The organism is Cryptosporangium sp. NPDC051539, from assembly GCF_044454545.1.
Lineage (GTDB): Bacteria > Actinomycetota > Actinomycetes > Mycobacteriales > Cryptosporangiaceae > Cryptosporangium.
On the sequence record NZ_JBITDV010000001.1, the window covers coordinates 965,229 to 986,913 of the forward strand.

Here is a 21,685-nt window from a genome sequence, read left to right on the forward strand (position 1 = left end):
CACCGGGCCGAGGTCGGTAGTCAGGACGACATGATCGTGGTGACGTCCACTTTGCGGCCGACGCCGGCCACGTGGCGGCCCGCCACGGTCACCCGGCGGTGCAGCCAGAGCGCCCCGACGATCGTCCACGCGAGCGTGGCCGGGCCGATCAGCGCGAAGCCCATCAGTGCCATGAACTGCAGGTTCCAGCCCGAGCCGCCGCCCAGGACGACCGCGAGCGTGTGTCCTTCGAGGAGCAGGAGCGCGGTACCGGCGGCGATCGCCGCGGTCCAGTGCGGCACCGCGGCCGGCTCGCGGAGCCAGTGCGAAGCCGCCCACGCGGTGTAGCCGACCACCACGGCCAGCACCAGCATCAGCATCACCGAGCTACCGGCGTCGGCGGCCCGGATGAACAACCCGACCGCCACCACGCCGGCGGCGACACCCGCGACCGACCAGGTGAGCTGGCGGCCGGAGCGGCGGGCCGCCCGGCCCGTCCCGCCCAGCCCGGCGGCTAACAGCACAGCGAGCAGAAACGCGATCACATCGCCTCCCCAGGGGCACGACGTCCGTTTCTGCCCTGTTATCCGATACCGCCCTCTGCCGAAACGTCTCCAGGTCAGGGCCGCCGCCGACGCTCAGCGAAGCCGGCCCACTCCGCCCAGGCAGGCCACATCGGCCGGGTCCGGACGCTCGCCCTCGCCCGGCCGCCACTCCGAGATCACCGTGATGCCGGGTTCGACGAGCTCCATGCCGTCGAAATACCCGGCCAGCTCGGCGCCGCTGCGGAGCTGGAACTCCCCGCCGCCCCGCGTCATGGCCGCCAGCGTGTCGGCGGTGGCCGGCGGCAGGTAGTCGGCGCTGCCGTGCGAGATGGCCAGGAAACTCCCGGCCGGCAACGCGTCGGTGAGCGTCCGGACCAGCGCGTACGAATCCGCCTGCGAGTCCGGGACGAAGTGCAGCACCGCGATCAGCATCAGCGCCACCGGCTGCGACAGGTCGAGCGACTCGGCGGCGCGCGACAGGATGCGGGCCGGGTCCCGCAGGTCGGCCTCGAGGTAGGAGGTCTCCCCCTGGCGCGTCGACGTCAGCAGCGCCCGGGCGTGCGTCATCACCAGCGGGTCGTTGTCGACGTAGACGATCCGCGACTCGGGCGCGATGCGCTGTGCGACCTCGTGCGTGTTGTCGGCGGTCGGCAGCCCGGTGCCGACGTCGAGGAACTGCCGGATCCCGGCCTCGCGGGCCAGGTACGTGACGACCCGTCGCAGGAACGCGCGGTTCTGCACCGCCCAGACCCGCGCGGTCGGGAAGATCTGGGCCATCTGCTCGCCCGACTCGCGGTCGACGGCGAAGTTGTCCTTGCCGCCGAGCCAGTAGTTGTACCGGCGGGCGGAGTGGGGCACCGTCGTGTCGATGCCCGCGAACACGGGCGAGTCCGAACTCATGGCGGCGCCTCTCGGTCTGCTCCCCGAATCTCGCGCCGTTCATCGTACTGATGCGATTGCGCCATCCGTCGGCGGTCAGTCGCCAGTGAACCTACCGGCGGTGTTCCGCCGGGCGGCGTAGAAAAAAGGGCGGGACCGTCACGCGTGGTCCCGCCCCGATCCGGCCTCAGGCCGGTACCGCGTCCGGGGCGCCGGTGGGCGCGGCTGCCGTCCGCGGGGCGAGCACACGCTCGGCGAGCGGACCGAAGACCAGGCCGAACGCGCCCCAGAGGACGAGCTGGGCCCCGACCGAGTACAGACGGAACGTGGCCAGCACGTCGGCCGGGAAGCCCTCGTAGACGATCCGGCCGCTCGGATCACGCAGCGGGAGGGGCGTCTCGGTGGCGCGTTCGCTGCCGGTCGCGGCCACGTTCGCCGCGAGGTGGCCGAGCGGCGGCAGCAGCAGCATCACGACCCCGCAGGCGACGACGTACGCACCGCCGGCCAGCAGCGTCGCGTTCCAGTTCCCGAAGCGGGGCGCGAGCCGCTGGCCGAGCCAGACCGCACCGCCGAGGAACACCAGCGACGCGAGCACCATCAGCAGGTACAGGCCACCGCGGGTGCCGATCGTGTCGTCGTTGCCGACCGCGGGCGGGTTGGCCGGGTACTTCAGCCAGGGCACCAGGAACAGCCCGACGAACGCACCGCCGGCGACCAGCATCGCCAGCACGCGCGGCCGTACGGCCCCGACCCGGCCGAGGCAGATCGCGTAGATCACGGTGGCCAGCAGGCCCATCGCGAGACCGAACACGATCATGCCGACGCCGATCCCGACGTTGGCCTGGACGGCCCGGGTGAACGTCTCCGGCTCCGGGCCCGGGATCGGCAGGCGGGCTGCCTGGTCGAGCGCCTCCTGGGCGGCGCCGCGACCCTGTTCGTAGTCGATGGCCTTCTGGATCTGCGGTTCGGCGAAGATCCGCGCGAAGACGAACGCGCACAGGCCACCGATCCCGCCGGCCAAAGCGCCGCGCAGGAGCAGTTTCAGCTCCATCAGTGGCAGGGGAAACCGATGAAGTGACGCGCGTCGTGCACGAACTCGTGGATGTGCACGTCGTTGCCGAAGACCGAGACCGCACCCTGGTCGACGCCGACGAAGTAGTAGGCCAGCAGGGCCAGTAACGCGGCGGCACCGAGGTAGACGGCACCGCGCGAGCCGGAGATGACCACCGGCGTGGCAGCGGGCCTGGCCGTGGGCCGGACAGCGGCGGACGGAGTTGTCACGTAAAGCCTCCTCTGGGGATCGTGCGTCCCCTTGCATGTAGGGCCTCGAGACGGCGCCAGTATCTGACTCACCGGCGGGAGCCGGCACACAGTGGCGCGACCGTGCTGGGTTTTCACCAGCTTCCTCGCACCGTCACGTGGGTTCGAACATAAGGCCGGACGGCTGCGGGGGTCAACCAGCAGGCGCGCCGGGCGGCACGCGAGGTCAGCAGGGGCAGTCGTCTCCGTACCCGGAACCGGCAGCGGACGCGGGCCCGGTCCCAGGGGCCGGTGCGGTCATCGGGGGGTCTCCAGGGCGCGGATCGTCAGGTCGGCGAAAGGGAGCGGGCAGCAGTCGCTCGCGGCGCACGCGGACAGGTCGTCGCACCCGGCGTCCAGCGCCTCGGCCAGCGTGTCGCGGATCGTCCGCAGGTCCCGGATCCGCTCCTCCACCTCGACGAGCTTCTCCCGCGCCCGGGCCCGCAGCCCGTGGTGACGGCGCCGCCCGACCTCCAGCAGGTCCGCGACCTCGTCAAGTGTGAACCCCAACCGCTGCGCGACCTTGATCACCCGCAGCACGGTCACCGCCTCGGCCGGGTACACGCGGTGGCCACCGGGCGTCCGGGCGGGCTCGGCCAGCAGTCCCCGGCGCTCGTAGTACCGGAGCGTCTGGGTGTTCACTCCGGCCGCTGCGGCGACCTCGCCGGTGCGGAGCGTGCCGCTCACGCCGGGACCCGTTCCAGCAGGCCGTCGAGCACCGCGATCCGGGCCGGCGGCACCTCGATCTCGAGCCAGAACTCCGAGGGACCGGCCGGGCCGAACCCGAACCGGAAGAACGAGCAGCATTGCGTCTCACGCGCCGCCAGGTCCTCCGCCCGCGCCCGGTGCGACGCGATCAGCAGCAACCGGACCCGCGTCGGCGTGACGCGCTCGGTGCGCCGTACCGCGTCGCGGAACAAATCGTCGAACTCGGCCACCCGGAACGGCTGCGCGGCCGTGGGCAGCGTGCATCCGGAAGGCATCCAATCGGTCATGGCTCGACGGTAAGCCCGTACCCGGGTACCGGATGCAAGTCCTTGCCCGCCGCGTTCCCGGGATCGGGTTCTGGCATGATCTGCGCCATGACGAACCAGGGACTGCTGCGCGAGGCGCGCGCCCTGATGTTCGTCCTGGTGTGTCTGAGCCTGTCGGTGGCGTTGCACAGCTGGGCGCACGGGCAGGTGCCGCCGGTGATCGCGGTTCTCGCCGGTGCCGGTCTCGTCGTGCCGGTCGCGATGGTGCTGACCGGCCGTCAGCGCGGGTTGCCGGTGATCGCGGGTGCTCTCGCGGTGACGCAGGCCGGGCTGCACGCGCTGTTCACGCTCGTCCCGGCGGGCGGCATGCACGCGATGATGGCCATGCCCGGTGCCGGCACCATGGTCGCCGCCCACGTGGCGGCCGGGAGCCTGGCGGCGCTGTGGCTGCATGCCGGGGAGGTCGCGGTCTGGCGCCTGGTGCGCCGGCTCGCCGGCCGGTTGCCTGTGCTCGGCCGGCTGTTCGCGCTGATCGGGCTGCGTCCCGTGGTGCCCGCGCCGCGCCGCTTCCGCCCGCGGCTGGTCGAGCTCGCGGCGCCGCTTCCGGAGCCATCGTGGCTCCGGGTCGTCAGTCACCGAGGGCCTCCGAGCGCCCTCACCGTGACCGCCTGACCGTCCCGCCCGCCGACGTGCGCGCACCGGGCCGGTAGCGCGGCCGCCCGTCGACTCCCGCCGGGGACCCGGCACCCGTAGCGCCGATCGATCGGCGCTCGTGAGGTCGGACGACCACCGTCGCCGGACCGCCTCGCGGGCCGGTCGACGGTGCGCGGCTGGCCGCGCGCCGCTGGACCGGTCGGCCGCGTCCCCGGGCAGCCCCACGCGGCCGTCCGCGGCCCGGCGGCCTTCTGCGGGCAGCCGGGACCGGCCTCGCGGGGCGGGTGGTCCGGTGGTGGTCACGGTCCTCACCGCCGCTTCCGGCGGCAGTCCCACGTCAATCGCTTCACACCCCTGGAAAGGGATCCATGTTCCCGCTGTCCCGCCGCACCCGCGGCCTCGTCCTGCTCGCCTCGGCCACCCTCACCGGCGCCCTCCTCACCGGTTGCGGAAGTACCGACGCCGCCACGCCCTCCCCGTCCGAGGCCCCGTCCGCCTCCACCTCCCCGGCCACCGCCGTCTCGATCACCGACCCCTGGATCAAAGCCGCCGACACCGGCATGACCGCGGCCTTCGGCACGCTCGTCAACAACACCGACAAGCCCCTGACGATCGTCAGCGCGTCATCCGACGTCTCGGCGATGGAACTCCACGAGATGGTCATGAAGGACGGAAAAATGATCATGCGGCCCAAGGAGGGCGGCTTCGAACTCCCGGCCCAGGGCGCCCACGAGCTCTCCCCCGGCGGCGACCACCTGATGCTCATGGACGTCACCAAGCCGGTCAAACCCGGCGACGAAATCGCGATCACGCTCAAGCTCTCCGACGGCACCACGATCGGGTTCACCGCGGTCGGCAAACCGTTCACCGGCGCCGAGGAAAGTTATGCCCCCGACGCCGGCATGGACATGAGCAGCCCCCACCCGTCCGCGTGACCCGGCGCCCGGACACCGTCCAGATGAACGACCGAACCGATGTCCCCCGCCGTCCGGTGAGTAGGCGCAGCCTGCTCACCGGCGGCGCCGCGGCGGCGGGAGGCGCGCTGGTGGGCGCGGCCTCCGCCGCCGCGATCGGAGCCGCATCCGACGAGCCGAAACCGGTCGCCCACGCGGCGCCCGCCGACTACGGGAGCCAGGTCGAGCCCTTCCACGGCCCCCGCCAGTCCGGAATCGACACTCCTCCGCAGGCGTTCGCCGCGTTCCTGGGCTTCACGCTGAAGCCCGGCACCGACCGGGACGCGCTCGGCCGCATGCTGCGACTCCTCACCGACGACGCGAGCCGCCTCACCCAGGGGCGACCGGCTCTCGGCGACACCGACGCGGACCTGGCCCGCACGCCGGCCCGGCTCACGGTCACGTTCGGTTTCGGACCCGGCCTCTTCCGGGCCGCCGGCCGGACACCCCAGGTCGAGGACCTCCCGGCGTTCCCGATCGACCGCCTGCAACCGCGGTGGACCGGCGGGGATCTGCTCCTGCAGGTGTGCGCGGACGATGCCACCGCGGTCGCGCACGCTCAACGCATGCTCATCAAGGACGCCCGTCCGTTCGCGGCCGTCCGCTGGGTGCAACGAGGCTTTCGACGCGGACGCGGGGTCGAAGCCGAGGGCGCCACCCACCGCAACCTGATGGGCCAGCTCGACGGCACGGCCAACACCAAGACGACCGAGGCGGCGGTCTGGACGGGCAACTCCACCACGCTCGCGCTCCGCCGGATCCGGATGGAGATCGAGACCTGGGACAAACTGTCACGCCCCGACAAGGAACTCGCGATCGGCCGCAAGCTCGACACCGGCGCGCCGCTCACCGGCCGGGCCGAGCACGACGAGCCGGACTTCGCCGCCGTGGACTCCGTCGGGCTCCCGGTGATCCCGGACTTCGCCCATCTGACACGCGCGCACGTGAGCAATGAACGGCTGCGCATTCTTCGTCGTCCCTACAGTTATGACGGGGAGCCGGACGCGGCGGGAGTGCCCGACAGCGGGTTGATCCTCGCGGCCTTCCAGGCCGACATCGCGACGCAGTACCTCCCGATCCAGCAGCGGCTCGCCGAACAGGACCTGATGAACCAGTGGACGACACCGATCGGATCTGCGGTCTTCGCGATCCCGCCGGGGTGCGACCAGGGCGGGTGGGTCGGCGAGCAGGTGCTGTCGTGAGGGCGGCGGTGGTGGTCCTCGTGGTGGTGCTGGCGAGCGTGTTCGCCAGTCCGGCGCGGGCGCACTCGGACATCGTCAGCAGCAGCCCGGCGTCCGGCAGCACGGTCACCGCTGCGCCGGAGGAGATCGCGCTCACGTTCGGCGGGGTGATCCGCGGTCAGTTCAGCACCGTCGTGGTGACCGGACCGGGTGGCGTCCGGTACGCGTCCGGCGAGCCCAAAGCCGTGGATCGGACGCTGTACCAGCCGGTGGAACCGCTGGTGTCCGGAAGTTACACGGTGGCGTGGCGGGTCGTGTCCGGTGACGGGCATCCGCTGCAGGGCGTGTTCCGGTTCACCGCGGACCTCCCGGCCACGCAGCCGAGTTCCGCGGCGGCCGGGGCGTCGCCGTCGGGGGCGGGCTCGCCGTCGCCGGCGGCGGAGCGCTCGCGCGCTCCGGAGCCGTCGGAGGCGGCGGTGGCGTCTGCCTCGGACGGCGGCGGGAGTCCGGCGTTTCTCCTCGCGGCCGGGGCCGCGGTCGTGATCGTGGTGGCCGGGGTCGTCGTGCTGGCGCGGAGGCGCCGGGTCTCGTGAGCGGTCGCGACGAGCCGCGGATCGCGGTCGAGCCGAGCCTCCTCCGGGAGGTGCGTGCCGTCGTGTTCGCGCTCGTCGCGCTGAGCGTGTCGGTCGTGCTGCACAGCTGGGCACACGGCGGCGCTCCCGCACCGACCGGGATCCTGGCCGGTGCGGGGCTCACGCTCGGACTGGGCGTGCTGGTCGCCAACCGGAGGCGAGGGCTGCCGGTCATCGGCGGCGCGCTGACCGTGGCGCAGGCGGTTCTGCACGTGGTGTTCTCCCTCTCCGAGGGGCCGGGGCACGTGATGGCGCCGCCGCAGCCGACGGGCGCGATGCTCGGCGCGCACGTGCTGGCCGGAGTCCTCACCGCGGGCTGGCTGTTCGCCGGCGAGGCGGCGGTCTGGCGGGTCGCGCGGTGGCTCGCCCGGTCGGTGCCGGGCCTGGCCCGCCTGTTCGCCCTGGCCTCGCGGCGCGTGTCGGTCCCGGCGCCGCGCCGGGTCCGGCCGGGGCTCGTGGCGGCCGCGGTTGCGGTGTTCGAGCCGACGTGGCTACGGAGCGCACCGCGCCGCGGTCCCCCGCGCACCGCCGCCGCCGGTGCCGCCCTGGCCACTGCACGTCAGTGGCTCCTCTGTCCTGCCCGTCCGCGCGGACCTCCGCCGGCGGGAACACGTCTGGAGCATCTCGTGACCTTGAACGCCGACCCACCCCGCGAACTCACCGCGGCCGACACCGCGGCCGAGCCACCGCTCGATACGCCGGCCGCAACCGCCGACGCCCGCCCGCCGCGGCCGGCCCGCTGGGCGCTCCTGCGACGACTCCACTTCTACGCCGGCATCTTCGTCGCCCCGTTCCTCTTCGTCGCGGCACTCACCGGCCTCGCCTACACCCTCGCCCCCCAGCTGAACCAGCTCGTCTACGGCCACGAACTCACCGTCGACAGCGTCCGCGACACGAAGGTCCCGCTGGCCGACCAGGTCGCCGCGGCCCGGAAAGCCCATCCCGACGGCACGCTCACCACCGTCTCGGTCCTCGACGACCCCGAAGCCACCACCCAGATCTCGTTCTCCACCCCCGCACTCGCCGCCGACGACAAGGCCAGCACGGTCTACGTCGACCCCTACACCGGCGAAGTGCGCGGAACGCTCACCACCTGGTACAACGCCACCCCACTGCAAACCTGGCTGGACAGCTTCCACCGCACGCTCAACCTCGGCGACACCGGACGCCTCTACTCCGAACTCGCTGCCTCCTGGCTCTGGGTCATCGCGCTGGGCGGCTTCGCGCTCTGGATCGGACGCAAGCGCGCCTACCGGGGCACCCGCGGCCGCACGTTCCGCCCCGACCTGAAGGCCAAGGGCGTCCGCCGCACCCGCGGCTGGCACGCGGCGGTCGGCCTCTGGATCATCGTCGGGCTGCTGTTCCTCTCGGCCACCGGCCTGACCTGGTCGCAGTACGCCGGCGCCCGCTTCGGCGCCGCGCTCGACGCCGTCCAGGGGCACGCGCCCGAGCTCGACACCGTGCTGTCCGGTCCGAAAGCCCATCACGGCGCGACCACCGCGACCGGCCCCCGCGCGACCGACCTGCCCGACGGCGTCAGCCTCGACCAGGTCCTGCGGGCCGCCGGTCCGATGACCGGCCGGATCGACGTCACGATCCCCGCCGACTCCGGCACCGCGTACAGCGTCGCGCAGGACGACGGCACCTGGCCGGTCGGCTTCGACCAGGTCGCGGTCGACCCGAGGTCGGGCGACGTCACCCAGCGCGTCGAGTACGAGGACTGGCCGTTCCTCGCGAAGCTCACGAAGGTCGGGATCCGGGCCCACATGGGCGAGCTGTTCGGCGTCGTCAACCAGATCCTGCTGGCCGGGATCGCGCTCGGCCTGCTCTGCGTCATCGTCTGGGGCTACCGGATGTGGTGGCAGCGCCGTCCCACGCGCGCCGACCGGAAGGCCCCGCTCGGATCGCCGCCGCCCCGGGGTGGCTGGCGGACGCTGCCGCGCTGGTTCCTGGTCGTCGGCGTCCCGGTGACGCTGTTCGTCGCCTGGGCGATGCCGTTGCTCGGCCTCACGCTTGGCGCGTTCCTGGTGTTCGACCTGCTGGTCGGCGCTTTCCGCTGGGCCCTGCGCACCCCGGCACCCCGGCTGACCGAGTAGGACGCCGTGTCTTTCGTTCCACGCCCGGCCGCGGCACTCGCGGCCGGTTCGGCGGTGGCCGGCTTCGTGGTGCTGGCCGCCGCGCTCGAGTACGGGCGGGCGCTCGAGGCCGCGATTCCCGGCCTGCCCACGGCCGGCGCCGCCACGTCCTGGGGGCTTCCGGTCGCGACCACGCTGGCCACCGCCGCCGGCACGATCGCCGTCGGCAGCGCCGTCGTCGGCGCCTTCCTGGTACCCGCCTCCGGCCCGCGGACCGGCTCCGGCGCGCGACCCGATCGGCTGCTCCGCCCGGCGACCTACCGGCTGCTCCGGGTCGCGTCCTGGGCGGCGCTGGCCTGGCTGGTCGCGGCCGGCGCGGCGATCGTCCTCACGACGTCCGATCTGATCGGCCTCCCGGCCGGGCGGATCGGCGGCGCCGAGGTCGTCAGTTTCGTGACGGACGTGTCCCAGGGCCGGGCGCTCGCGATCCAGGCCGGGCTCGCCCTGGTGGTCGCGGTCGGCGGGCGCCTGGTGCTCTCGCGCAACGGCGCGGCCTGGGTCGCGGTGGCGGCGGTCGCCGGGATCGTCCCGCCGGCGTTCACCGGCCACGCCGCCGGCGCCGGGAACCACCAGGTCGCGGTCACCAGCCTGGCGTTCCACGTCGTCGGCGCCGCCCTGTGGACCGGCGGCCTCGTCGCCCTGCTGCTGATCCGCCGGACCGACGTGCTGAGCCGCGCCGCCCACGGGTACTCCCGGCTCGCGCTGTGGTGCTTCGTCGCGGTCGGGCTCTCCGGCGTCCTCAACGCCATCGTCCGCCTGGGGACGCCGGACGAGCTGACGAACTCCCGCTACGGCCTGCTGGTGGCCGGCAAGTCGGTGGCGCTGATCGTGCTCGGCGCCCTCGGGGCCGTCCACCGGCGCACGACCCTCCGCGCCCTGCACGCCGCCGCCGCGGCCCGCACGGACGCCCCCGCCGCGGCCCGCACGGACGCCACCGACGTCCGCGCGGCGCGGGCGTTCCGGCGTCTCGCCGCCGGCGAGATCCTCGTGTTCGCGGCCACCACCGGGCTGGCCGTAGCCCTCTCCCGGAGCCCGACCCCGGTCCCCAGCAACCCCGTCGACCCCGACCCGGTCACCGACCTCGTCGGGTTCGGGATGCCGCCGGCACCGACGCTCGGGCGGCTGATCGGGCTCTGGTTCCCCGACGTCTGGTTCGGGACGATCGTCGTCGTCGGGGCCGTCGTCTACCTGGCCGCCGTGGCGCGCCTGCGTGCCCGCGGCGACCACTGGCCCGGCCACCGCACCGCCTGCTGGCTCGGTGGCCTGGCGCTCCTCGCGTCGGTGACGCTCACCGGAATCGGCCGCTACAGCGTGCTGGCGTTCAGCGTCCACATGTTCCAGCACATGGTGCTCTCGATGGCGGTGCCGATCCTGCTCGTCCTGGGCGCACCGGCCACGCTGGCCCTGCGGGCGCTGAAACCGGGCGAGCCCCGCGCCTGGCTCCTGTCGATGCTGCACTCCCGCGCTCTGCGGGTCGCGGCCCACCCGGTCGCCGCGACCGCGCTGTTCGTCGGCAGCCTCTACGGTCTGTACTTCTCCGGCCTGTTCGAGGCCGCGATGCGCTCGCACCTCGGGCACCTCGCGATGTCGACGCACTTCGTCCTGGTCGGCTACCTGTTCTTCTGGGTCGTCATCGGCGTCGACCCCGGCCCGCGACCACTGCCGTACCCGGTGCGGATCCCGGTCCACTTCGTCGGCATGGTGATGCACGCGTTCTTCGGCGTCGCGCTGCTGCAGGCCGGCACCGTGCTGGCCGAGGGCTGGTACGCGGGGCTCCACCGGCCCTGGCTGACCGACCTGCTCGCCGATCAGACCACGGCCGCGAGCATCGCCTGGTCGGCCGGCGAGATCCCGTCCGCCGCCGTGCTCGGCGTGCTGTTCTGGCAATGGGTCCGCGCCGACGAACGCGAGCAGCGCCGCCTCGACCGGGCCGCCGACCGTGCGGCGGCCGCGAACGACCCCGACGACGACCTCACCCGCTACAACGCCGCCCTCCGCCACCTCCACGACGCCGACCGGACCCGCTGACGACCCGGCCCGCTGGCGACGTCAGCGCACCACCGGAACCATCGCGCCGTCCACCAGAGCGACCGGAATCGGGTCGACCACCTCGAAGGCCTCGACGCCCCCGTTCTCGACGTCCCCGTTCCGGAAGCCCAGGTACACCCACCCCCCGTCACGCCCCCGCACCAGCGGCGCCGCGAACAGGTCCGGATCGGCGGCGAACGGGCGCGCCCGGCCGAGATCCCAGGGCCCGGTCGGCGACTCCCCCACCACGGTCCACGTGCAGTAGTCGCCGGCCGCCCGCCTGCCCGGCGTCTGCTCGCGGGGATGGCAGGTGAACGTCAGCACCGGCGTACCGTCCACCACCCGGACCTGCGCCACCTCGGTCTCGCCGAACCCTCCACCGCGGGTCACCGGCGGCCCGACCTCCCACTCCCGCAGGTCGGAGCTCCGGGCGTGCGCCAGCACCCCGCCGGACGCGTCCGCGGCGGTGATCAGCATGTGCCACCCGTCGCCGCCGGGATCCGCGAAGACGAACGGGTCCCGCCACATCGTGCTGACTCCCCCGCCCAGCGTCCGGTACCAGCGCGGATCCGCGCTCAGCACCAGCCCGGCCCGGCGCCAGGTGACGAGGTCCGGGGACTCGGCCAGCCCGATCCGCTGGCCGAACGACGACCCGGCCCGCGTCACGCCGGTGTAGTACAGCCGCCACGCCCCGTCCGGCCCGCGCACCACCGACCCGGTCCACACCGCGAGCGACTCCCACCCGGACGCCACCGGCCGCAGCGCGTCGGGCAGCACCCGCCAGGACGTCAGATCCCCCGACACCGCGTGCCCGATCGTCGCCGCCCCGTGCCGGAGCGCGGGGTCGGCGAGCGATCGCGGCGCCTTCAGGAAGAACAGGTGGTACTCGGTTCCGGTGTCGGCGACCCAGCTGTCCCAGACCCAGTCGTCACTCAGGCGCAGCATCCGGCACCGGCCGGACCACCAGCACGTCGCACGTCGCCCGCTTCGTCACCTCGAGGGCGACGCTGCCGAGCAACCGTTCGGCGAGGGACCGCTCGTGCCGCGCCCCGACGACGATCAGCTGGGCCTCGCGCGCGGCCGCGGTCTCCAGCAGCGCTGCCGCCGGCTCCCCGTCCACCAGCAGCGCCGCCGAGATCGTCGCGTTCTGGGCTTGCGCCACGCTCACGGCCGCGGCGATCGCCTCGCTGGCGGCCGCCCGTCCGAGCACCTGGCCGATCCGGATGTCACCGCCCAGCGTCGCGACGTTCTTCGCCTCGGCTCGGCGCGACAGGTCGGCGAACGCGCAGACGATCACCAGGTCGGCGTCCTCGCGGGCCGCCAGCCAGGCCGCCCTGGCCACGGTCGGGCCAGCCAGCCCCGACCCGTCGGTACCGACCACGACCACGCGGTAGTCCGTCGGTGCGCTCATGACGTCACCTTCTGCGGAGCGACCGGCATCGCGTTCAGCGCGTCGACGTCCCGGACGATCGGGGGCTCCTTGATCCAGAGCATCGTGACCGCCGCGATCGCGAGCAGCACTCCCGCGAACGTGATCGCGTTGTTCGGGTCGTCACCCAGCAGCCCGGAGTAGATCGCGCCGAACGTCACCGTCTGGATCAGCATCGGGACGACGATCATCATGTTGATGATTCCCATGTAGACCCCGTAGCGGGTGGACGGGATCATCCGCACCGCCATGATGTAGGGCACGCCCATGATCGACGCCCAGGCGATGCCGAGCCCGATGATCGGCAGGAACAGCAGGTACCCGTTACCGAGGTGCGGGAAGATCGCCAGCCCCACCGCCGCGCACAGCAGGCAGGCGGTGTGCACGAACTTCGCCCCGCGTCGCCGGGCCACCGCGACCAGCGAGAACGCCACCGTGAACGTGACGATGTTGTACCAGCCGTTCACCAGCCCGGTCCAGCCGACCGCGCGGGCGTAGTCCGGCGACGACGCGTCCGTGGTCCCCCACACCGACTTGGCCACCGAGAGCGTCACGAACTGCCAGTAACAGACCATCGCGTACCACTGGAACAGGTACACGAGCGCGAGTTTGCGCAGCTCCGGGGGCATCTCCACGATCGCTTCCCAGATCCCGCGCACGGCCGCGCCGAAGCCGCCGCGGTGCGCGCGCATCTCGGCCAGCTCCGACTCGCTGGGCGGGATCTCCGGCGTACTGAGCACCGAGACCAGCACGGTCGCGATCGAGCAGACCGACCCGAGCATGAACGACCCGAGCACCCAGTACGGGATGCCCGCCTCGGTGCCGCCGGTGATGAACTTCTGGAACACGAACAGCGAGAGGTTCGCCAGCGTGATGCCGAACCCGGTGAAGAAGCTCTGGGCCAGGAAGCCCTTGGCCAGCTGCGACGGCGGCAGCTTGTCGGCGATGAACGCCCGGTAGGGCTCCATCGCGGTGTTGTTGCTGGCGTCCAGCAGCCAGAGCAGCAGCACGGCCATCCACACCGCGGCCACGAACGGGAAGAGGAACAGGCAGATGCTGCAGCCGATCGCCCCGATCAGGAAGAACGGCTTGCGCCGCCCCCACCGCGGGCTCCACGTCCGGTCGGAGAGCGCACCGATCAGCGGCTGGATCAGCAACCCGGTGACCGGCCCGGCCAGGTTGAGGATCGGCAGCTCGTCCGGGCTGGCGTGCAGGAAGCTGAAGATCGGGTTCACCGCGGTCTGCTGCATCCCGAAGCTGTACTGAATGCCGAAGAAGCCGAGGTTCATCAGCAGGATCTGCTGCATGCTCATCAGCGGCTTGTGCCGCACGGTGGTGACGTGCCCGGACGACGTCGTGGTGGCGGTCACGGCGCACCGCCCACGCTCAGGAAGTCCTGCAGACGCGTGAGCTCGCGCTCCCACCCCGTGCTGTGTTCGTAGGCGACCGTCTCGTCGTACGGCCCTTGGATGATGCGGACGAGAGTCCCTTCGCGTCCCGTCCGCAGGAACTCGACGCGTAACTCCAGCGGGATGTCCGGGTCGATGCCGTCGTCACCGGTGATGCGCTGCCGGGCGACGAAGACGTCGGGGTCGAAGTACTCGACGAACACCGCGTCGGTGGTCACACGCACTGCCGGGTCGTCGTCGCGCACTTTCACGTGGTGGTGCCGGCCGCCGAGCTTCAGCTCCGACGTGACCGTCTCGGACTCGACGTGCCAGCCCGGGCTCCCGCGCCACTGCGCCATCTCGGCGGGCTCGGTCCAGGCCCGGAACAACCGTTTCTGCGATTCGTCGAATTGTCTCTCTACGACCACCATGATGTTTGCCGTCATCGTTGACCGCCTACGGGTCCGTTTACGGGTGGTTTAACCTTCAAAAGAGTGTGACCAGGGTCTCACTTGGCGGGCGCAAGTCAATGGGGCTGCGTCGAAACGGAGGACGGTTTGGCCGAGCGGGCCACGATCCACGACGTCGCACGAGCCGCCGGGGTGTCGCATCAGACCGTGTCGAACGTCCTCAATGGGCGGGCGCGGGTCGGAGCGGCGGCCCGCGACCGGGTGAACACCGCCATCGACGAACTCGGCTACCGGCCGCACGCCGGAGCGGCGAGCCTGCGCACACGCCGGGCCGGGCGGCTGGCCTATCCGCTCACGGCGAGTGACCACGGGCCGACGAACACGATCATGCTCGAGTTCCTGCAGGCGCTCACGTCGGCGGCGGCACGCCACGGCCGGCACCTGGTGCTCGCCGAGGACGGGCCCGACGACCGGCTCGCCGGTGTCCTGCGGCTGGTGCGGTCGGGCGAGGTCGACGGAGTCGTCCTCACGAACGTGGTGGCCGACGATCCGCGGGTCGCGGTGCTCTCCCGGGCGCGGGTGCCGTTCGCCTGCTTCGGGCGCACCGGGGCCGGCCAGCCACAATGCTGGGTCGACGTCGACAACCGGGCCGGTACCCGGGTGATGACCGAGCGGCTGGTCGGGTTCGGGCACGAGCGCGTCGCGTTCCTGGGGTACGCGCCGCAGGGCCGGTGGGACGAGGAGCGCGAGGCGGGCTACCGCGACGCGATGCGCTCGGCGGGCCTGCGCCCCCAGGTGTCCACTCCCGACCCGGAGGGGCCGGACGTCGCGCGGGCGATCACCCGGCTCCTCGAGAGCCCGGCCAGCGCGATCGTCACCGGCAGTGACGTCCTCGCCGCCGCTCTCTGCGCCGCCGCCACCGCCCGGGGCCTCACTCTCGGTCCGTCCCCGTCCCCGTCCCCGTCGGCGGCCCCGTCCCCGTCCGCGGGCCCGTCAGCGGACCCGTTCCCGTCCGCGGGCGCGTCCCCGTCCCCGTCCTCGGACCGGTCGGCGGCCCCGCCTCCGCCCGGCGCCCGGGCCGCGGCCCTCGCCGTCACCGGGTTCGACGGGTCCGTCGTCGGACGGCTCCTCACCCCGGCGCTCACGACGGTCGCGATCCCGCTTCCCGAGATCGCCGAGCGGGTCGTGCGCCGGGTGCTGGCCGAGATCGACGGCCCGACCACGGCCGGAGGCGAGATCCTCGCCCCCGGCCTGATCGAGGGCTCCACCGGCTGAGCCGCCTACGGCCGCCCGGCGTGCGGTACGTCCACCTCGGCGGTGAGCAGCACGGCCTCGCGGACGTCGAAGCGCATGTGCTCGTAGAAGTCGGGCGCCGCACACATCAGCAGCGTGCGGCCGTCGTGGCCGCCGAGCTGGCAGGCGTACACGCCGAGCCCCTCCGGCCCCCGGATCTCGTCCACGATCTCGCCGCCGGGCGCGACCCGCACCACCCGGCCCCCGACCGCGTCCGCCGCCCAGATGTGCCCCTCGGCGTCGAGCGAGCACCCGTCCGGCGCCACGACCAGCTGCGACAGCACCTCCTCGGTGGTCGTTCCGGTGGGCGTCGGCGCGAACTGCGCCCACACCCGCCGGTTCGACAACGACCCGTCCGGCGACAGGTCGAACGCCGTGTAGCGATTCCCGAGCGTCTCGCCGACGATCAGCGTCGATCCGTCCGGCGTGATCACCGCGCCGTTCGGGAAGTACAGGTCGTCGGCCACCACCGTGACCGAGCCGTCCGGGTCGACCCGCTTGAGCGTCGCGGTCCGCAGGTCGGCCCCGTTCATCAGGTCGAACCCGAAGTCTCCGACGAAGATCCGCCCGCCCTCGTCGATCACCAGGTCGTTCAGGAGCCCGCCGCACGACGACGACAAGTCGGCCAGCGTCGACACCGCTCCGTCGGCGAACCGCACCAGACGCTGGTCCTTCATCGAGACGACGACCAGCGAGCCGTCGGGCAGCCATCCCATCCCGGACGGCTGGTGCTCGACCTCGAACAGCACGGTCTCCGCGCCCTCCGGCGTGATCCGGCTGACCGTGTGCCGATAGAAGTCGGACACCCACCAGGTGCCGTCCCGCCAGCGTGGTCCCTCGAAGAACGCCCCGCCGCTGAAGATCGTCCGAACCTCTGTGTTCGCCATAGCCGCAACCTAACTGACCAGGGACCTTGCGGCGACGAGTCGCTGGATCTGATTCGTGCCCTCGTAGATCTGGGTGATCTTGGCGTCACGCATCATCCGCTCGGCCGGGAAATCCTGCGTGTACCCGGCGCCACCGAGCAACTGCACCGCGTCCGTGGTGATCCGCATCGCGGTGTCCGACGCCTGGCACTTCGCCGCCGCCCCGAAGAACGTCAGGTCGGCGTCGCCGCGCTCGGACTTCGCGGCCGCGACGTAGACGAGCTGGCGCGCGGCCTCCAGGCCGATCGCCATGTCGGCCAGCATGAACTGGATCGCCTGGAAGTCCGCGACCCGCTTCCCGAACTGCTTGCGCTCCCGCACGTACGCCGTCGCCACGTCCAGTGCGCCCTGGGCGATGCCGATCGCCTGTGCACCGATCGTGATCCGCGTGTGGTCGAGCGTCCGCAGTGCGACCTTGAGGCCTTCACCCGGTGCGCCGATCCGCCGGTCGTCCGGAATGCGGACGTTCTCCAGCAGAACCTCCCGGGTCGGGGAACCTTTGATGCCGAGCTTGCGCTCGGGTGCACCGAAGGTGACGCCCGGGTCGGACTTCTCGACGACGAACGCGGTGGCGTTCGCGCCGCGCCGGCCCGACGGATCCGTGATCGCCAGGACGGTGTAGTACTCGGACACGCCCGCGTTCGTGATCCAGGCCTTGACGCCGTTGAGCACCCAGTCGTCGCCGTCGCGCACCGCGCGGGTGCGCATCGACGCCGTGTCGCTGCCGGCCTCGCGCTCCGACAGCGCGTACGAGAACATCGCCTCCCCGCGAGCGAGCGGCGGCAGGTACTTCGCCTTCAGCTCCGGCGACCCGGCCAGGATCAGCGGCAGGCTGCCGAGCTTGTTCACCGCCGGGATCAGCGACGAGGACGCACACCCGCGTGCGACTTCCTCGATGATCAGGCACACCGCCAGCGCGTCGGCCCCGGCGCCGTCGTACTCCGCGGGCACGTGGGCCGCGTGGAACTCCCCCGCGACCAGCGCGTCGTATGCCTCGCGCGGGAACGACGAGGACGCGTCGACCGCGGCCGCGTGCGGCGTGATCTTGTCCGCGACCAGGTCGCGGACGGCGGCCCGGAGCGCCTCGTGCTCCTCGGGGAGCCGGAACAGATCGAAGCTCATCACGCACCCTCGCCGTAGGCGTAGAACCCGCGGCCGCTCTTGCGCCCGAGCAGACCGGCGTCGACCATACGGCTGAGCAGCGGAGGTGGTGCGTAGAGCGGCTCCTTGAACTCCTCGTACAGCGATTCGGCCACCGCCTTCACGGTGTCGAGACCGATCAGGTCGCACAGCGCCAGCGGTCCCATCGGATGCGCGGCACCGCGGACCATGCCCTGGTCGATGTCCTCCGCGGTCGCGAACCCGGACTCGAACATCCGGATCGCCGAGAGCGTGTACGGGATCAGCAGCGCGTTGACGATGAACCCGGCCCGGTCCTGCGCGACGATGACGTGCTTGCCCAGCACGTCCCCGAGGAAGTCGCGGGCGACGTCGGCCACGTCGGGGTCGGTCAGCAGGCTCGGCACGAGCTCGACCAGGTTCAGCACCGGCACGGGGTTGAAGAAGTGGACGCCGACCACGTGCTCGGGGCGGGACGTGGCCACCCCGAGCCGCATGATCGGGATCGACGACGTGTTCGAGGCCAGGATCGCGTCCGGCGATTCGACGATCTTGTCCAGCCGCTCGAAGATCGCGACCTTCGCGGCCTCGTCCTCCGCGACCGCCTCGATGACGATCTCCCGGTCGGCGAGGTCGAGCAGCTCGGTGGTCAGCCGGATTCTGTCCAGCACGGCCGGGGCGTCGTCGACCTTCCGCCGCGCCGCCGAGCGCTGCAGCGACTTCGCCAGGCGCTCCCGGCCCCGCGCCACCGCCGCCGCGTCGGTCTCGACCACGACCACGTCGAGCCCGGCCAGCGCGCAGACCTCGGCGATTCCCGACCCCATGAGCCCGCAGCCCACGATCCCGACCCTCATGTGATCTCCTGGTACTGAGTTCCTCTTCCTGGTACTGAGTACCAGAAGTAGTCTCGCCAGACAATCGACGAGGGCAGGTCGTGTGGTCAACGAGTCCAACCGGGAGCGGCTGACCGCCGCCGCGTTCGCGCTGTTCGAGGAGCAGGGCTACGAGCAGACGACGGTCGACGACATCGCGGCCCGGGCCGGTGTGGGCCGCACCACGTTCTTCCGCGCCTTCGGCTCCAAGGACGACGTGATCTTTCCCCACCACGAGTCGCTCGTCCTCGCCGTCCGCGACCGGCTCCACGCCGCCGCGCCCGACGCCGGGGTCCCCGCGCTCGTCGAGGGCGCCCGCCTGGTGCTGACCCACTACCTCGACGAGGGCGACCTCGCCCGGGCGAGGTACCGCCTCACGCGTACGGTGCCCGCGCTCCGGCACCGCGAGATCGGCGGCGTGCAGCAGTACCAGCGGCTCTTCCGCGACTTCATCACCGAGCGCGGGATCCGGGCTGATCCGCTGCACGCCGAGTTGCTCGCCGACGCGCTGGTGACCGCCCATAACTACGTGCTGCGCCGGTGGCTCCGCGAACCCGGCTCCGACCCGATCGCCGAGTTCGACCGGGCGATGGCCGACGTCCTGCGTCTGTTCTCCCCCGGCGGGCCCTCCGGCGGTGGGCCGGGGGCCGTTCTCATCCTCCGTACGGACCACGATCTGGACGCTCTGCTGCCGAGCATCCGCGCCGCTCTGGACGACGAGAGCCGGTCGCGGTAGAGGCCCGAATCGCCCGCCGGGCCCGGCCGGGCCGCACCGGCGCGCGGCGGCCGATTTCAGGCGCGCGCCGGCACGTAGGTGAAGCCGTACAGCCCGGCCGCACCACCGGCGGCGAGGAGCCCAGCGGCGCCGATCGCCACCTCGTAGAGCGGCCCGTCGCCCCGGACCGACACCAGGGCCGCACCCGTCCGCGGATCCCCGACCCCCACGGTGTGGTCCGCGCCGGGTGCTCGCCGAGCGTCACCCAGAGGATCCCGCCCGGGAAGTGACCGGCCACCTCCGGGCGGACGCAGACCGGCTGCGCGAGCCGTGGATCCCGGCGATTCCCACGGTCGGGCTACCGGTCAGGAGCGCAGCCAACGGCTCGGTCAGGCCGGGCCGGTCGATCACACCGGCCGGGTCCTGCGGCACCAGCGCCGGACGGGGGCGCGGCACCTCCAGTCGGCGGGCGCGAACCACCGCACGTCGACCGGCGCGTGCCCCGCCTTGGTGACCGCCTCGATCGCCACGTCGACGAACGACCCGTCCGCCCGGTACGAGGCGAACTCCTCGGTGTGCGACAGGAACACCCGGAGCGCCATCGCTCCATCCTGGACCACCGGATCCCGGGGCGTCTCGCCCGGCTCAGACGTCGATCGTCCGGTAGAACGTCCGCTCGCGGTTCTCGAGCAGCGGGATCGCGGTTCCGAACGCGAGGCGCCGGAAGTGCTCGGAATCGACGTGGGCCTGGTAGCCGGCCTCGTCGTCGTAGACCTCGAACAGCCGGAACACCAGCGGTTCGGCCGGGTCCTGGTACGCCTGGTAGTGGCGGTTCCCCGGCTCCTGCCGGGAGAGCGGCGCCAGCTCGGTCAGCGCGGCCAGCACCTCCTTCTCGTTGCCGTCGGCGGCAGTCCAGATCGCGGACACGACGTAGCCCATTCCGGCCTCCAGGCAGAGTTCACGAGTCGCCCCAGCCTAGGGACCGGTTCGCCGCACCGCGCGTCCCAGGGCGCCTCGCGCTCGTTCGCGAGACCGGCGGCCGAGAATGCGAACCATGGGACGTTGCGCAGGGAAAGTCGTCGTGGGGCTCGCTGGCCGCGCACCTCCAGGAGACCTACGGGCGCGTCGACGGGCTGGTCAGCAACGCGGGGATCGCCTCGAGGGACCGGCTGCCGGACGTGTCGCTGGACGCCTGGCACCGGGCGCTCGACATCAACACGACCGGGCCGCTGCTCGGCATCCAGGCGCTCGCACCGCTGATGCCGCCCGGTTCCTCGATCGTCAACATCTGCTCGGTCGCCGCGCTCGCCGGCCACGCGGCGGCGGCCTACACGACGAGCAAGTGGGCGCTCCGCGGCCTCACCCGGGCCGCGTCGCTCGAACTCGGTGTCCGCGGGATCCGCGTCAACGCGGTGATGCCCGGCCTCGTCGACACCCCGCTGATGGCGAACGCCTCACCCGCTTTCGCGGCGGCCGCGCTCAAGGAGATCCCGCTCGGCCGGATCGGCACCCCCGCCGACGTCGCTCCGCTCGTCGTCTACCTGATCTCCGACGAGTCGACGTACGTGAACGGCGCCGAGATCGCCGTCGACGGTGGCCTCACCGCGCACGTCTCCCACAAGGGCATCGCCGACGCGACGCGCGACCCGAGCCCCCGGTGACGAGGCCGGAGCGCCCCCGCCCGGCGGGTGCGGACCGCGGGCCGCTCCTGACGCGTTCGCGCCGGCGTCGCTAGCCCGGGCCCCGCACCCCGAGGCCGTCGAGGATCAGCGCCAGCATCGGCTGCGACCGGTCGGGCGCGGCCCGCCAGAGGGCGCCGGTGAGCTGCAGGAAGTCACCCGGCTCGGCGTCGGCGCGGATGCTTCCGTCGCGCCGGCCGGCCTCGAACAGCTGGGCGATCGCCCCGATCACCGGCCCGTAGGTCTGGTCGTTGATCGTCTGGTGCGCACTCGGGCTGAGGGCGGCGCCGAGCGCGTGCTTCTTCCGCATGGCGTCCACCAGCGCGGTCGTCCAGCTCCGCAGAGCCTCCCGCGGGGAGAGCTCGGCCAGCAGCGGAGTCACCGAGCCGGTGAGGCGATCGACCTCGTCCCGGTAGATCTCCAGGATCAGGGCCTCGCGCGACGGGTAGTTGCGGTACAGCGTGCCCGGGCCGACACCGGCTCGCTGCGCGATCTGGTTCATCGAGGCGTCGCCGTCCTCGGCGAACGCCTCGCGGGCGGCCGCGAGGATGCTGGCGCGGTTCTTCAGAGCATCGGAACGGACCATGACCCCAAC

25 protein-coding genes, 1 pseudogene and 1 riboswitch are annotated in these 21,685 nt (G+C 72.6%); of the genes and pseudogenes, 9 read left to right on the plus strand and 17 right to left on the minus strand.

Annotation, left to right across the window (positions count from 1 at the left end):
• Nucleotides 1-20: 20 nt before the first annotated feature.
• From ACIBZJ_RS04530 to ACIBZJ_RS04555, 6 genes are all read right to left on the minus strand, one after another.
• Nucleotides 21-524, minus strand: coding sequence for a hypothetical protein (locus ACIBZJ_RS04530; protein WP_395925404.1), 504 nt, complete (start codon nt 522-524; stop codon nt 21-23).
• Nucleotides 525-617: 93 nt separating this feature from the next.
• Entirely contained in the window at nt 618-1,424 is an 807-nt protein-coding gene (locus ACIBZJ_RS04535; RefSeq protein WP_395925406.1) for an SAM-dependent methyltransferase, read from the minus strand.
• Between the two features lie 166 nt (nt 1,425-1,590).
• Nucleotides 1,591-2,454: a CbtA family protein gene (locus ACIBZJ_RS04540; protein WP_395925408.1), complete on the minus strand. Its 864-nt coding sequence runs from the start codon at nt 2,452-2,454 to the stop codon at nt 1,591-1,593.
• Entirely contained in the window at nt 2,454-2,630 is a 177-nt protein-coding gene (locus ACIBZJ_RS04545; protein ID WP_395926023.1) for a CbtB-domain containing protein, read from the minus strand. Before ACIBZJ_RS04545 ends, ACIBZJ_RS04540 begins: the two co-directional genes overlap by 1 nt.
• 100 nt (nt 2,631-2,730) lie before the next feature.
• A riboswitch (adenosylcobalamin (AdoCbl) riboswitch) is annotated at nt 2,731-2,822 on the minus strand.
• Nucleotides 2,823-2,960: 138 nt separating this feature from the next.
• The gene (locus ACIBZJ_RS04550) at nt 2,961-3,389 is read right to left on the minus strand and encodes a MerR family transcriptional regulator (RefSeq protein WP_395925410.1); all 429 of its coding nucleotides are present in this window, start codon (nt 3,387-3,389) and stop codon (nt 2,961-2,963) included.
• Entirely contained in the window at nt 3,386-3,697 is a 312-nt protein-coding gene (locus ACIBZJ_RS04555) for a hypothetical protein (RefSeq protein WP_395925412.1), read from the minus strand. The genes ACIBZJ_RS04550 and ACIBZJ_RS04555 overlap by 4 nt, the downstream gene beginning before the upstream one ends.
• An 87-nt stretch (nt 3,698-3,784) precedes the next feature.
• Between ACIBZJ_RS04555 and ACIBZJ_RS04560 the strand changes: the two genes are divergently transcribed.
• From ACIBZJ_RS04560 to ACIBZJ_RS04585, 6 genes are all read left to right on the plus strand, one after another.
• Complete coding sequence (locus tag ACIBZJ_RS04560) at nt 3,785-4,348, plus strand: hypothetical protein (protein ID WP_395925414.1); 564 nt, start codon at nt 3,785-3,787, stop codon at nt 4,346-4,348.
• Nucleotides 4,349-4,698: 350 nt separating this feature from the next.
• Nucleotides 4,699-5,265, plus strand: coding sequence for a copper chaperone PCu(A)C (locus ACIBZJ_RS04565; RefSeq protein ID WP_395925416.1), 567 nt, complete (start codon nt 4,699-4,701; stop codon nt 5,263-5,265).
• A 23-nt stretch (nt 5,266-5,288) separates the two neighbouring features.
• On the plus strand, nt 5,289-6,485 hold the full coding sequence (locus ACIBZJ_RS04570; protein WP_395925418.1) for a Dyp-type peroxidase: 1,197 nt from the start codon (nt 5,289-5,291) through the stop codon (nt 6,483-6,485).
• Nucleotides 6,482-7,057 (plus strand): copper resistance protein CopC, encoded by a 576-nt coding sequence (locus tag ACIBZJ_RS04575; protein ID WP_395925420.1) that lies wholly within the window; start codon nt 6,482-6,484, stop codon nt 7,055-7,057. The genes ACIBZJ_RS04570 and ACIBZJ_RS04575 overlap by 4 nt, the downstream gene beginning before the upstream one ends.
• Entirely contained in the window at nt 7,054-9,192 is a 2,139-nt protein-coding gene (locus ACIBZJ_RS04580) for a PepSY domain-containing protein (protein ID WP_395925422.1), read from the plus strand. The genes ACIBZJ_RS04575 and ACIBZJ_RS04580 overlap by 4 nt, the downstream gene beginning before the upstream one ends.
• 6 nt (nt 9,193-9,198) lie before the next feature.
• Nucleotides 9,199-11,259 (plus strand): cytochrome c oxidase assembly protein, encoded by a 2,061-nt coding sequence (locus ACIBZJ_RS04585; RefSeq protein ID WP_395925424.1) that lies wholly within the window; start codon nt 9,199-9,201, stop codon nt 11,257-11,259.
• Nucleotides 11,260-11,280: 21 nt separating this feature from the next.
• Here ACIBZJ_RS04585 and ACIBZJ_RS04590 read toward each other — a convergent pair whose 3' ends face one another.
• Genes ACIBZJ_RS04590 through ACIBZJ_RS04605 form a run of 4 tightly spaced genes read right to left on the minus strand, consistent with a single transcriptional unit; the run spans nt 11,281 to nt 14,522 of the window.
• Complete coding sequence (locus tag ACIBZJ_RS04590; RefSeq protein WP_395925426.1) at nt 11,281-12,204, minus strand: glycosyl hydrolase family 32; 924 nt, start codon at nt 12,202-12,204, stop codon at nt 11,281-11,283.
• Nucleotides 12,188-12,670 carry a universal stress protein gene (locus ACIBZJ_RS04595; protein WP_395925428.1) on the minus strand — a complete coding sequence of 161 codons (483 nt, stop codon included), beginning with the start codon at nt 12,668-12,670 and terminating at the stop codon, nt 12,188-12,190. The genes ACIBZJ_RS04590 and ACIBZJ_RS04595 overlap by 17 nt, the downstream gene beginning before the upstream one ends.
• Entirely contained in the window at nt 12,667-14,001 is a 1,335-nt protein-coding gene (locus ACIBZJ_RS04600) for an MFS transporter (protein WP_395926025.1), read from the minus strand. Before ACIBZJ_RS04600 ends, ACIBZJ_RS04595 begins: the two co-directional genes overlap by 4 nt.
• A gap of 53 nt (nt 14,002-14,054) precedes the next feature.
• Nucleotides 14,055-14,522 carry an SRPBCC domain-containing protein gene (locus tag ACIBZJ_RS04605; RefSeq protein ID WP_395925430.1) on the minus strand — a complete coding sequence of 156 codons (468 nt, stop codon included), beginning with the start codon at nt 14,520-14,522 and terminating at the stop codon, nt 14,055-14,057.
• A gap of 111 nt (nt 14,523-14,633) precedes the next feature.
• On the opposite strand from ACIBZJ_RS04605, the gene ACIBZJ_RS04610 reads away from it, so the two are divergent.
• Nucleotides 14,634-15,761 (plus strand): LacI family DNA-binding transcriptional regulator, encoded by a 1,128-nt coding sequence (locus ACIBZJ_RS04610; protein ID WP_395925432.1) that lies wholly within the window; start codon nt 14,634-14,636, stop codon nt 15,759-15,761.
• 5 nt (nt 15,762-15,766) lie between these two features.
• Here the strand turns inward: ACIBZJ_RS04610 and ACIBZJ_RS04615 are convergent, their stop codons facing one another.
• The 3 genes from ACIBZJ_RS04615 to ACIBZJ_RS04625 are packed head-to-tail and all read right to left on the minus strand — an operon-like array spanning nt 15,767 to nt 18,678.
• Complete coding sequence (locus ACIBZJ_RS04615; protein ID WP_395925434.1) at nt 15,767-16,666, minus strand: SMP-30/gluconolactonase/LRE family protein; 900 nt, start codon at nt 16,664-16,666, stop codon at nt 15,767-15,769.
• A gap of 9 nt (nt 16,667-16,675) precedes the next feature.
• Nucleotides 16,676-17,827: an acyl-CoA dehydrogenase family protein gene (locus tag ACIBZJ_RS04620; protein WP_395925436.1), complete on the minus strand. Its 1,152-nt coding sequence runs from the start codon at nt 17,825-17,827 to the stop codon at nt 16,676-16,678.
• The gene (locus ACIBZJ_RS04625) at nt 17,827-18,678 is read right to left on the minus strand and encodes a 3-hydroxybutyryl-CoA dehydrogenase (RefSeq protein WP_395925438.1); all 852 of its coding nucleotides are present in this window, start codon (nt 18,676-18,678) and stop codon (nt 17,827-17,829) included. The genes ACIBZJ_RS04620 and ACIBZJ_RS04625 overlap by 1 nt, the downstream gene beginning before the upstream one ends.
• Before the next feature lie 82 nt (nt 18,679-18,760).
• On the opposite strand from ACIBZJ_RS04625, the gene ACIBZJ_RS04630 reads away from it, so the two are divergent.
• A complete protein-coding gene (locus ACIBZJ_RS04630) occupies nt 18,761-19,432 on the plus strand; it encodes a TetR/AcrR family transcriptional regulator (protein ID WP_395925440.1) in 672 nt (223 codons plus the stop codon).
• Between the two features lie 56 nt (nt 19,433-19,488).
• On the opposite strand, the gene ACIBZJ_RS04635 is transcribed toward ACIBZJ_RS04630, so the two are convergent.
• From ACIBZJ_RS04635 to ACIBZJ_RS04645, 3 genes are all read right to left on the minus strand, one after another.
• The gene (locus ACIBZJ_RS04635; RefSeq protein WP_395925442.1) at nt 19,489-19,641 is read right to left on the minus strand and encodes a hypothetical protein; all 153 of its coding nucleotides are present in this window, start codon (nt 19,639-19,641) and stop codon (nt 19,489-19,491) included.
• Nucleotides 19,642-19,818: 177 nt separating this feature from the next.
• Entirely contained in the window at nt 19,819-20,013 is a 195-nt protein-coding gene (locus tag ACIBZJ_RS04640) for a hypothetical protein (RefSeq protein ID WP_395925443.1), read from the minus strand.
• A 43-nt stretch (nt 20,014-20,056) separates the two neighbouring features.
• Nucleotides 20,057-20,350, minus strand: a complete 294-nt coding sequence (locus tag ACIBZJ_RS04645; protein ID WP_395925445.1) for a putative quinol monooxygenase — start codon at nt 20,348-20,350, stop codon at nt 20,057-20,059.
• Nucleotides 20,351-20,451: 101 nt separating this feature from the next.
• Between ACIBZJ_RS04645 and ACIBZJ_RS04650 the strand changes: the two are divergent.
• Nucleotides 20,452-21,072, plus strand: a pseudogene (locus tag ACIBZJ_RS04650) (SDR family NAD(P)-dependent oxidoreductase); the annotation flags it as partial.
• Between the two features lie 70 nt (nt 21,073-21,142).
• On the opposite strand, the gene ACIBZJ_RS04655 reads toward ACIBZJ_RS04650, so the two are convergent.
• Nucleotides 21,143-21,676 (minus strand): TetR/AcrR family transcriptional regulator, encoded by a 534-nt coding sequence (locus ACIBZJ_RS04655; protein WP_395925448.1) that lies wholly within the window; start codon nt 21,674-21,676, stop codon nt 21,143-21,145.
• Between the last annotated feature and the right edge of the window lie 9 nt (nt 21,677-21,685).

Bases quoted from the DNA above. Each gene is read 5' to 3' on its own strand.
- ACIBZJ_RS04535 (WP_395925406.1), bottom strand. From the start codon at position 1,424: ATGAGTTCGGACTCGCCCGTGTTCGCGGGCATCGACACGACGGTGCCC.
- ACIBZJ_RS04655 (WP_395925448.1), bottom strand. From the start codon at position 21,676: ATGGTCCGTTCCGATGCTCTGAAGAACCGCGCCAGCATCCTCGCGGCC.
- ACIBZJ_RS04540 (WP_395925408.1), bottom strand. From the start codon at position 2,454: ATGGAGCTGAAACTGCTCCTGCGCGGCGCTTTGGCCGGCGGGATCGGT.
- ACIBZJ_RS04620 (WP_395925436.1), bottom strand. From the start codon at position 17,827: ATGAGCTTCGATCTGTTCCGGCTCCCCGAGGAGCACGAGGCGCTCCGG.
- ACIBZJ_RS04625 (WP_395925438.1), bottom strand. From the start codon at position 18,678: ATGAGGGTCGGGATCGTGGGCTGCGGGCTCATGGGGTCGGGAATCGCC.
- ACIBZJ_RS04600 (WP_395926025.1), bottom strand. From the start codon at position 14,001: ATGAGCATGCAGCAGATCCTGCTGATGAACCTCGGCTTCTTCGGCATT.
- ACIBZJ_RS04570 (WP_395925418.1), top strand. From the start codon at position 5,289: ATGAACGACCGAACCGATGTCCCCCGCCGTCCGGTGAGTAGGCGCAGC.
- ACIBZJ_RS04645 (WP_395925445.1), bottom strand. From the start codon at position 20,350: ATGGGCTACGTCGTGTCCGCGATCTGGACTGCCGCCGACGGCAACGAG.
- ACIBZJ_RS04590 (WP_395925426.1), bottom strand. From the start codon at position 12,204: ATGCTGCGCCTGAGTGACGACTGGGTCTGGGACAGCTGGGTCGCCGAC.
- ACIBZJ_RS04555 (WP_395925412.1), bottom strand. From the start codon at position 3,697: ATGACCGATTGGATGCCTTCCGGATGCACGCTGCCCACGGCCGCGCAG.
- ACIBZJ_RS04565 (WP_395925416.1), top strand. From the start codon at position 4,699: ATGTTCCCGCTGTCCCGCCGCACCCGCGGCCTCGTCCTGCTCGCCTCG.
- ACIBZJ_RS04615 (WP_395925434.1), bottom strand. From the start codon at position 16,666: ATGGCGAACACAGAGGTTCGGACGATCTTCAGCGGCGGGGCGTTCTTC.
- ACIBZJ_RS04605 (WP_395925430.1), bottom strand. From the start codon at position 14,522: ATGACGGCAAACATCATGGTGGTCGTAGAGAGACAATTCGACGAATCG.
- ACIBZJ_RS04560 (WP_395925414.1), top strand. From the start codon at position 3,785: ATGACGAACCAGGGACTGCTGCGCGAGGCGCGCGCCCTGATGTTCGTC.
- ACIBZJ_RS04595 (WP_395925428.1), bottom strand. From the start codon at position 12,670: ATGAGCGCACCGACGGACTACCGCGTGGTCGTGGTCGGTACCGACGGG.
- ACIBZJ_RS04640 (WP_395925443.1), bottom strand. From the start codon at position 20,013: ATGGCGCTCCGGGTGTTCCTGTCGCACACCGAGGAGTTCGCCTCGTAC.